A 10,283-nucleotide genomic window follows, 5' to 3' on the forward strand; every position below is an offset into this window, starting at 1 on the left:
ACTTGCATATCGTGCTCAACCATAATTACGGTGTTGCCCGCATCAACTAAGCCATTTAACTGCGCCATTAACATGGCTACATCTTTTGGGTGTAGGCCGGTGGTTGGTTCATCTAAAATATACAGCGTATCGCCGCGCTGCGCACGTTGCAGCTCTGTGGCAAGCTTTATGCGCTGGGCCTCTCCGCCCGAAAGCTCAGTAGCAGGTTGCCCTAAACGTAAATAGCCAAGGCCTACTTGTAAGAGCGCATTTAGCGCACGTAAAATAGCGGGTTCATCGGCAAAAAATGTATGCGCTGACTCCACCGTTAAATTAAGCACATCGGCAATGGTTTTATCTTTATAGGTAATGTCGAGTGTTTTTTGGTTGTAGCGCTTGGCGTTACACACAGGACAAGGCGAATACACGCTTGGTAAAAATAACAGTTCCACGCTTACAAAGCCTACGCCTTCGCAGTTGTCGCAGCGGCCTTTTTTCACATTAAACGAAAAACGACCTGCATCGTATTTACGCGCTTTTGCCTCTTTGGTATTGGCAAACAATTTACGTACGTGATCGAACAAACCAGTGTAAGTAGCAAGGTTTGAGCGAGGCGTGCGGCCAATGGCTTTTTGATCAACCGTTATTAGGCGCTTTATATGCTCAAGGCCTTCGGTAATTTTGCCATGGGTTGGTGTTTGGAGTTCTTGATCAAGCAAGTCGGCTTCATCGGTAGGCATTGGCGGCGGCGTTTGTTGTCCTAAAGCATCTTGAATAAGCTCGACTAAGGCTTGGCTTACTAAGCTTGATTTACCTGAGCCAGAAACCCCCGTAACACTTGTAATAACTCCAAGCGGAAATTCGGCACTGATGTTGTGTAAATTGTTACGCTCAATACCACTTAGCTTAAGCCAGTCTGCTGGAGTACGTTGTGTTTGATGATTTGGCTTTGCGTTATTGTTATGCTTAAAAAGATGCCGACTTGTATGTGAGTTGCTCACTTGCTCTAAGCCTTCAACAGGGCCGCTGTAAACAATATTACCACCATGCGAACCCGCATTTGGCCCTACATCAACCACCCAATTGGCGTGGCGAATTACACTTGTATCGTGCTCGACCACAAATACTGAGTTACCAGCCGCTATTAGTTCATCTAGGGCGCTTAAAAGTGCTTGCGTATCGGCTGGGTGTAAACCTGCCGAAGGTTCATCTAGCACATACACAACACCAAATAATTTTGAGCGAATTTGCGTTGCAAGCCGTAAGCGTTGCAATTCCCCAGCTGATAACGATGGCGTAGTACGCTCAAGCGATAAATACCCTAAACCAAGCTTAGTGAGTGCTTCTACGCGTTTGATAATGTCGCTTGTGATGCGCTTTGCCACAATGGCTTTTTCGGGGTTGGCTGCGTTACTTTTAGCGGCGTTATTGGCAGCAATGCTGAGTTTTTCTGCCAGCTCGCCAAGTGTTAACTGCGAAATTTCGCCTATATCAAGGCCTGCTACTTTAACCGATAACGACTCTTTTTTAAGTTTTTTCCTTCGCACTGCGGGCATTGTGATATTTGCATATACTGCGACACGCGCTTTTTAGTGCGTGGGCTTTGAGTGCTCGCAAATGATTGTAAAACAAAGCGTTTAGCACTTATAAATGTACCCATGTAGCTGGGGCTTTCTTCATTTTTAATAGCCGCTTGGGTTTGCTCAAGCGTGTACTCGGGAAACACGGGTACTGTGGGCGTGTCGTCGGTAAACAAAATCCAATCACGGGCTTTTTTAGGCAGGGTATTCCACGGTTTATTAATATCGTAACCTAACGAGGTAAGAATACGGCTTAGGTTTTTACCTTGCCAAGCTGGCGGCCATGCTGCAATGGCGCGCTCTTTAATTGATTTAGTCGGGTCGGGCACTAACAGCTCTTCGGTTACGTTAAATACGCGGCCAATACCATGGCACTCTGGGCAGGCGCCTTGTGGCGTGTTAGGCGAAAACGCATCGGCATACAGTATACCTTGCCCTTTGGGGTATTCTCCCGCGCGTGAGTAAAGCATTCGCAGCGCGTTAGAAATAGTGGTTACGCTACCCACCGATGAGCGCATCGAGGGTGCACCACGCTGTTGTTGTAATGCTACCGCGGGTGGCAGCCCTTCAATCGAATCTACATCGGGCTCATCTACTTGGTCTATTAATCTGCGCGCATAAGGCGATACCGAATCAAGATAACGATGCTGTGATTCGGCAAATAATGTTCCAAAGGCGAGCGATGACTTACCCGAGCCCGATATACCAGTAAAAACAACAAGTGAATTACGGGGCAAGTTTACATCCACATTTTTTAAGTTATGAACACGCGCGCCTCGTACTTGAATGCTGTGCTCAGGGTTTAATAAAGCCGATTGCGCATTACTAAGCTCATGTAACTTTTTAGGTGTGGTTGCCATGTAATTTACTCCTGTTTAATAACCATGTGTTTATTAACGTGCCGCAAAGTATTAATACTAATGGGGCGTCACTGAATGAGCGCTTAGTTAGTTTGCTAAGCGTTTAATAGAGTGTTTACATAATAGGTAAAAACTGCGAGTATAAATTTCAATCAAGCATGCAAAATTCGAAATTTAAAAGGACGTTTAATTGTGGCAAAAATTGTCGTTAGCTTTTTATGTTCATTGGTACTTTGCGCCAAAGTGTGTGCAGCGCAAAATAATGTACTAAACGTTGACCGAGCCATACCAAATAGCATGCACTTGTCGTTTCCAAACGATAATAATATAACGCCTAAAAAGTCTGACTTTTCTATTGCAAACTATGTACTTATGAGCAACGAAATAGGAGAGCGTTGGGCGGTTATAACCCTTACTAATTTAGCCTCTGGCAAGCGAGAGCTTAATCAAGAACACGTGTTAGCGCTGTTTGCAGATGGCAGCAGGCTAACACCAAGTGAATTTAAATTAGGCTTTAAAGGCAATCAAACACAGTCGGTAACGGTATCGTTTGCTGAGCATACGTTTCCTATTTTAAGTGTGTATACCAGTAATGATCAGTAACATGTTTTAAAATAAGTTAAATATGTAGCAGTTGCTTTAGTTTATCGGCACCGGCTCTGCTGGTGCTTAGCTCAGATTTAATATCATCATTTACAATCACCATCAATTTGCCATTAAACCAACGCTGTATTTCTTTAATGTGGTCAACGTTAACCAAATAACTTCGATGAATTCGTACAAAGTTTTTTGCTACTAGGGCATGTTCAAGTTGATCGAGTGTATCGCTTAAGTGATGAAATGTATCGCCATTCCACGCCAAACTATTGCCTTGCTCCGATTTAATAAATTTAATATCACTTGGGGAGAGTAAAAATATCCGTTCACCGTTTTTACTAATGAGCTTATTTATGGTGTTTTTGGTTAATGTAAAGGTTTGCTCGTGTTCTGGGCTGTTAACTTGGGAATGGGCACGTTGTTGCTCTAGTAGCTGCTGCGCTTTGGCGAGAGCTTTTTTTAATCGAGCAATAGGAAAAGGTTTGAGTAAGTAGTCAGTTGAGGCGTGCTCAAAAGCTTCAATTGCAAATTTATCATATGCGGTTGTGTAAATAATAATGGGCTGGTAGTTAAGTAAATCAATAAGCTCTAAGCCGTTAATTTCAGGCATTTGTATATCAAGTAATACCACATCCGGAGTCAGCTCATTAATTAATGATATGGCCTCTTTGCCATTTGTGGCCATACCCACTACTTCAACATGCTCCATTAAACTCAATTGATGACTTAATTTTTCGCGAGCGGGAAGCTCGTCATCGGCAAATAATACACGCATTTTAGTCATTGTGTTTGGCTGGTTTTTGCTGCTCATAGTGTTAGCTCCAACGTAACCACTGCACCATTATTATTGCTCAGTAGTACCTTACTTTTACCAAGTTGTTTAACGCGCTTGAGTATGTTTTTCATTCCTACACCACTGCCATGGCCGTGTTTTATAACATCGCTCGAAAAACCCTTACCGTTATCGCTAATTTGTATTTTAACGCCGTTAGGTAGCTCACTAAGCGTTATATTAAGTATTAACGACGTTTGTTTGGCGTTATGTTTAATGGCGTTTTCAATAATTGGTTGAATAAGTAGCGGGGGCAGCGATATGTTTTTAAGCGTATTGGGAATGTGGTAATTAACTTTGAGTTTATCGCCAAAGCGGGCTTTTTCAATATTTAGGTACTTTTCTATTATTGTAAGCTCTTGCTGTAAAGGTATTTGTTGTTGCTCTGCCGTGTCGAGGGAGTACCTTAAAATATCAGCCAGTTCATGCAGTACTTCATCGGCTAAATCAGGGTTTGTATGAATATAAGCCGAAATTGTATTTAAGCTATTAAACATAAAATGTGGGTTTAGTTGGTAGCGCAATGTAGCAAGTTGGGCTTGTTTAAGCGCGTGTTTTTCGGCTGTTGCGCGTTTTTTGTTTTCAATAAAAATACTGGTAAAGTAAATACACGAGCCCCAAAGTAAGCCGTTAAAAACAACAAACACCCCCATCGATTTGTGCCCATCAAAAAGCTGTGTGAGTACTATATCGGTAAGTACATTACCGAGTGCCATAAATACAACAGCTATTAACCATTCAAACGCTATTTTGTTAATGTGTTTATTGCGCAGGTAAAAAATAACCGCTGCCGCACTCCAAACAGGAACCCAGTAAAAAGTAACAAACCACACCGTAGCAGCGAGTGCACTACCCGCAGTAAAGGGTGCAGAGTTAGCAATTATCAGCCCAAGGGCATAAGCAATATCTACAACAAGTAAAATAAAAAAGCTGTATTTATAAAAAGGATGTTTGAGCATAATCGGTGCTTCTTTTTGTAATTGATTAAACCATAACAAAAAACAGTCAAAACCCAAAGAGTTTGTGTTTTGACTGCTACTCTTTTAAAAGTAAGTTAGCTCTTTGATTTGTAGTGTGTTTTTTAATGGCTCATTGCTTGCGCCTGGCATTTTTCGCCACATTAAGTTAACTCCAGTTAATTGAGTGGCCGACCACGTAACGGGGCTACCAAAGCCAAATTGTTTAAATGTAGTGAAAGGAATATCAAGCGTTGTCCACTCATCGCGCGGCTTTAAAAGTACACTAAAGTGATCCCAATCTTTTACATCACTATGATAAACAGACAAAGCAAAAGGCGTGCTTGAACCTTTATAGGTTAATCGAATACCTTTAAATGCAGAGGCATCAGCCGGCGATGTAAATTTTATTTCAGCGCCTGCCCATGCGCCAAAGCTGGTTGGCTTTGTAATGGTTGTATCAATAGTTAAGATGTTTTTATTTGTGGTAAGTGTTGCCACAGACTGACCACCCATTACCGAGTCGCTCAAGGCTTGCCATGGTGTATCACCGGTAAAATCATCAATAACATGCTGCGCTTGGCGGCTTTTAACTTCTTCATTACAAGTGGGGCCTTGTGGTGTTATAGCCTTGTTTTGCGCAATTAAGGCTGGGCGGTCTACTTGTATACCTGCTTTATAAACCTCTGATATGGTGTGAATGTGGTTTATATCATCAAGCGGGTTTTGTTTAAGCAGTACAAAGCTTGCCTCAAAGCCATTAGCCAGCTTGCCAATGCTCTCGGCTTTATTAATCGCTTTTGCGCCGTTAACTGTGGCTGCATTAATTATTTCACCATTTGTTAAGCCTGCTTTTTTAAGGGCATCTAACTCGTTGTGTAACCCAGTACCGTGCAGCGTGTAAGGGTTTCCGGCATCAGATCCTGTGCCTATAGTAATATTAGCTTTATGTAGCTTTTGTATATTTGCATAAGCGGTTTTTCGCTCCTCCCACGCGTGCTCTTTCCATTTTGAAGGTGCAGGCACGTTGTCAAACAAACACCCTTGTAGCTTTTCGGGAATGGTTTTTAGTAACTCGCTTTGTGAGCTTATAGCATGGTTATGCTTTTCATCGCTATGGTTATGATACACCGCAAGGGTAGGAATATAGGTTACATTATGCTGTTTCATTAGCGTAATAAATTCATCGTCAATCGCTTCGCTATTCATACCGTGCGCTAAAGCCGTTGCACCGGCTTTAATAGCGCGTTTAGCATCATTTAATGTAGAAACATGCACAAAATACGGTAAATTAGCCGCTTTAGAGCGTTTACCTAGCTCGCTTAATTGGCTATCAGTTAACGATTTACCCACACCGCCAAAGGTTTCAATAACCGCTTTAGTTACATGTGGCTTAGTGCTGATATGTTTTTGCCATAGTGCTGCTATGTCTTCATCTTTTGCAATTTCGTATGCGTGACCGCCAAACTGCGTGCCATGCCCGCCAGGGTTAGTAAACAATGTACCTGCATAAAAAAGGTTAGGGGTTAGCTGGGCTGCTTTTAATTGAGCGGCTTCGTTTAGGGTTTGCTCAAATGAAAACAAATCAACAATATTAGTTACGCCTAAATACAAATTAGAATTAAAGTGCGATTGAACCGGCAAATACTGAAACTCAGTAAAGTTACTCCCCGATGAACCCAAATGTACATGTAAATCAATTAAACCAGGTATTGCATATTGGTTGTTAGCGTTAATTGTTTTATCTGCGTTTTTAAGTGGGTCGCTCGCTTTAGTAATACTTACTATTTTACCATCATCAATATACAGCGAACTCGGCGCAGAAAAGCTTTGCGAGCTATTTTGGTATAAGCGAATGTTGTCGACCCGCAGGTCAATGGCGTGCGCACTAAAGTGGCTTGTTAAACTCAGTGCTATAACTGTTTTTGTAATAATGTTCATGACTATATCCCTTATCAATAAATAGGTATTTGGCGTTTTGTTGATAAGGAATTTAGCGAGTTTTTTAACCAGCTTCATTAATGTTTATCTGAATCGACATTATTAGAGGTTGAACCGACACAAAAGTAAATAAGCGTTGTGGTGGGGTACTCAGGCTAACTAAATTAAGTTTTTAAAGGGCCGCGGTGAGCGAGGAGCGGTCATTCAGGTGAGTCGTCCACAACTTAGTAGGAATAACAGAAAACTTTCCTCTTTTTTACATGTTTATATATGCCACAGAAAGCATAATATTCATATCTGGCAATCACTTACGTTATTTGCTATTAATATAAGTTAATAAAATAGGGACGTTTTCGAGCTAAAATAGGGAAAATGTCCTCTGATAAAGTTGTTGGAGATAAAAATGAACATAGTACTACGAAAATTAACCAAAGTAGATTCACCCGTATTTTCAATGCTTTGGCAATTCTATCAATATCACCAAAGTGCTTTTGATAACGAAGATATCAATAGTTCTGGCAGATTTGATATTGATGAAGAATATCTTAGTGATGTCGCTGCTGATGAAGAAGATTGTGACGCTTACTTAATCTTTGTTGAGGGCAATATCGCAGGGTTCATTACTGTGGAACCAACAGAGATAGTAGAACGTGAAATGCCTGAGCTGTCAGATCTTTTTATCTTACCTAAGTATCGAGGAAAAGGTATCGCTTTGTATGTTGTCCGCCAGTTAATGTTAGATAATTCATTAAATTGGCATGTAGCCGTTTATGAAAAAGACCGTGAAGCATTAAAGTTTTGGGATAGACTTTTTTCGATATTACCAATCGTGAATGTAATAAAAGTTGAGCCATCTGAGACTGAAGGCTTTCATGAATTTGTGATTACAAATAAGTAAAATATGCAGGATGCGATGAATATCACACTGGAAAACGTTACAAGTTCAAATTATGAAGCCGTATGCGACCTAGACGTCACGGATGAGCAACAGGACTATGTTGCGAGCAATATGGTCGTTGCTTGAGTCACATTACTGCCACGGGCATACTTGCAGAGCGATCTATCAAAACGATTAACCTGTCGGTTTTTTGATGTGGGTATCTGAAACGCCTGCAAAAGTGTCTGTTTGGCGCTTTATGGTGGATCAAGGTTTTCAAAAAGCGGGTATTGGTAGGGCTGCGCTAAATTTGGCCCTGAATGAAATCAAATCCAGTGACAAAGTAAAAGAAATCGAAATTTGCTATGATCCTGAAAACCCCGTAGCCAAAGGTTTTTATTCAAGTTTTGGCTTTCAGGAAGTGTGGTTGGATAAAGATGGTGAAGACATATTGGCAGTTATTAAACTGTGATCTTTAACAAAACGCCGCTTTGCGGTTCGACTCGAAACATGTTGCTTGCGTTTGTGACGGGCGTTCTTGACTGTCCGCTTACAAAACAAAGTGAACACTTAAGCCTTCAGTAGTTGAGTTTTAAATCTCGCTATATACCGCACTCAAGTATCCCAAAATGCGAATGTCGGCTCTTTGTCTGAAACGGCAACGGAGAAACCAGTATTTGACTTTCACCTTCTCGTTCAAAGCCGCCCTTAAAGTATTTACGGCAGAAACGAGTTAATCATGAATGACTGCTCATGGCACTCTCCAGTCACTCGACAACATAAAAAATTGATAATAATTGGCAAGGTATTTTACTGTGTCGGATGGCGCTTCGCTTATCCGACCTAGGCTAGCACAAAGCGGACTATCCCTAAGTCCATCTATTTAACTCCCAAGCCATAAAACCATTACTCAACACTAATACCTTGCTTTAATAGGTACTCCATTGCTGAATTAGTATGGGGCTTAAATGCCTTCCAACGGCCAATTGCCTTGTTGCTAGTGGCTGGCGTACTTGTACTTTACTAGCCGTAGAGACCGGTGCGGTGTTTAAGTGAAAGTCTATACACTGTGCTTGCCATTCTAAATTACAAAAGCTGACTAACTCTTTTATTTGTTGCTCGGGCTGGGCGACTAATTCTTCGTATTTTACTAATTTTATATTGCTGTGCAGGGCGCTAAAGTGCTGCATGAGTTTATAAAAGCGGCTATTTAAAAAAGATAAATCCCCCATACAGGGGGCATTAATCACATTAGTATATAAGCTCAATATAATTACTAACGATGTTATTTTGAATTGGAAATTATTGGCCATTCATCAACTAATATGCCATTACCACAATCGTTGTCTGCATGTAATAAACGAGGTTTTAGATTAATTAATTGTGGGAACGAAATGGTGTAATTAACTTTATAACCGCAAGAGCCAAAAGCAGAGTATAAGCGCAGAGACTTTAATTCATTCCCTATTTCACTAACTTCAATACTGCCGGTAATTAAATTAGTTTGCTTTAGCTCCCACTTATTATCAATAAAAGTAGGTTCTGACCAAGTTATGGGGTAAGCCATATTTGTTGACGTCTTGACATAATAGGTTAAATAGCTATCTTGATATGCTCCCGTCTGGCAGGCTTATGCAAGCAGTTCCCCTCCCGAACTTAGCTTAAAAACTGAGACAAATCGATTGTTATGATGTTCGTCTTTGATATAGCAGTCGTCGTTTTTATTTAGTGAGTTAAGAAGCTTTTTTTGAGTTAATAGTTCAAAATTTAGAGGTAACTTTAGACCAGTTGGTATCTGAGTTTTTGAGGGGTTATTATTCTTAATATCTGCAGTGGTCGTCGCTGCACTACCATGGGTACAGAACAAAAATATTAGAATGATGAACATATTCATGTTTTTCAAAAAATACTTACTCAAGATTTATACCTTGCTTTAAAAGGTACTCCACTGCTGCATTTGTATGGGGTTTAAACGCCTTCCAACGCCCAATTGCTTTGTTGTTAAGTGGTTGGCGTACTTGTACTTTACTAGCCGTAGAGACCGGTGCGGTGTTTAAGTGAAAGTCTATACACTGTGCTTGCCACTCTAAATTACAAAAGCTGACTAACTCTTTTATTTGCTGCTCGGGCTGGGCGACTAGTTCTTCGTATTTTACTAATTTTATATTGCTGTGCAGGGCGCTAAAGTGCTGCATGAGTTTGTAAAAGCGGCTATAAAATTTGGCAGTGTCGAGTAAATCGAGCGAGTATGCGTAGTAGGGGTTATTTATAGTAAATAGCTGGCGGTAGTTACCAATGCAGGTGTCCATAGGGTCGCGCAACATACAAATAATTTTAGCGTTTGGTAGGGCTTTGGTTATTAAGTCGATATAAAAAAAGTTAAACGGGAGTTTATCTATAAAGTGCTTATGGCTGCCGGTGGTTACGCGAGTGGCGTTTAAATATGTTGTCCCAAGATGATTAAAATCAAGCTCGTAAGCTTTAGTGAGTGTTTGAGTATCGAGTACATGCGGTGTTTGAGTTTGGCTTAATTTTTTAACGCTTAGGCCAAAGTCTTGTAATTCACCGGCTGATTGTACGTCGCTGTGGCTCGATAAAATACGCTCAACCAATGTGGTGCCAGAGCGGGGCATACCTAATACAAAAATAGGCTCTTGCGTT

At 41.0% G+C, this 10,283-nt stretch carries 7 protein-coding genes and 3 pseudogenes; 3 read left to right on the top strand and 7 right to left on the bottom strand.

Annotated elements, in window-relative coordinates:
- Positions 1 to 2,419 (bottom strand): annotated as a pseudogene (locus tag B2R65_RS16100) (excinuclease ABC subunit UvrA); the annotation flags it as partial.
- Between the two features lie 192 nt (positions 2,420 to 2,611).
- Here B2R65_RS16100 and B2R65_RS16105 point away from each other — a divergent pair.
- Entirely contained in the window at positions 2,612 to 3,022 is a 411-nt protein-coding gene (locus B2R65_RS16105) for a hypothetical protein (RefSeq protein ID WP_414704509.1), read from the top strand.
- A 16-nt stretch (positions 3,023 to 3,038) separates the two neighbouring features.
- On the opposite strand, the gene B2R65_RS16110 is transcribed toward B2R65_RS16105, so the two are convergent.
- Genes B2R65_RS16110 through B2R65_RS16120 form a run of 3 tightly spaced genes read right to left on the bottom strand, consistent with a single transcriptional unit; the run spans position 3,039 to position 6,745 of the window.
- A complete protein-coding gene (locus tag B2R65_RS16110) occupies positions 3,039 to 3,827 on the bottom strand; it encodes a LytR/AlgR family response regulator transcription factor (RefSeq protein WP_286744339.1) in 789 nt (262 codons plus the stop codon).
- On the bottom strand, positions 3,824 to 4,864 hold the full coding sequence (locus B2R65_RS16115; RefSeq protein WP_348735317.1) for a sensor histidine kinase: 1,041 nt from the start codon (positions 4,862 to 4,864) through the stop codon (positions 3,824 to 3,826). Before B2R65_RS16115 ends, B2R65_RS16110 begins: the two co-directional genes overlap by 4 nt.
- Before the next feature lie 27 nt (positions 4,865 to 4,891).
- Positions 4,892 to 6,745, bottom strand: a complete 1,854-nt coding sequence (locus B2R65_RS16120; RefSeq protein ID WP_286744344.1) for a CIA30 family protein — start codon at positions 6,743 to 6,745, stop codon at positions 4,892 to 4,894.
- A 403-nt stretch (positions 6,746 to 7,148) separates the two neighbouring features.
- Here B2R65_RS16120 and B2R65_RS16125 point away from each other — a divergent pair, with 403 nt between their 5' ends.
- Both B2R65_RS16125 and B2R65_RS16130 read left to right on the top strand, forming a co-directional pair.
- Positions 7,149 to 7,643 (top strand): GNAT family N-acetyltransferase, encoded by a 495-nt coding sequence (locus tag B2R65_RS16125; RefSeq protein WP_063529968.1) that lies wholly within the window; start codon positions 7,149 to 7,151, stop codon positions 7,641 to 7,643.
- 15 nt (positions 7,644 to 7,658) lie between these two features.
- Positions 7,659 to 8,094, top strand: a pseudogene (locus tag B2R65_RS16130) (GNAT family N-acetyltransferase).
- A 434-nt stretch (positions 8,095 to 8,528) separates the two neighbouring features.
- Here the strand turns inward: B2R65_RS16130 and B2R65_RS16135 are convergent.
- The 3 genes and pseudogenes from B2R65_RS16135 to B2R65_RS16145 all read right to left on the bottom strand — a co-directional run.
- Positions 8,529 to 8,833 (bottom strand): annotated as a pseudogene (locus B2R65_RS16135) (sulfotransferase); the annotation flags it as partial.
- A gap of 74 nt (positions 8,834 to 8,907) precedes the next feature.
- Complete coding sequence (locus tag B2R65_RS16140) at positions 8,908 to 9,189, bottom strand: hypothetical protein (protein WP_286744348.1); 282 nt, start codon at positions 9,187 to 9,189, stop codon at positions 8,908 to 8,910.
- Positions 9,190 to 9,532: 343 nt separating this feature from the next.
- Positions 9,533 to 10,283, bottom strand: a 751-nt coding sequence (locus B2R65_RS16145) for a sulfotransferase family protein (RefSeq protein ID WP_286744351.1), incomplete at its 5' end; no start/stop codon positions are given.

The organism is Pseudoalteromonas sp. UBA2102 (assembly GCF_002331165.1).
GTDB classification, from domain to species: Bacteria; Pseudomonadota; Gammaproteobacteria; order Enterobacterales; family Alteromonadaceae; genus Pseudoalteromonas; species Pseudoalteromonas atlantica.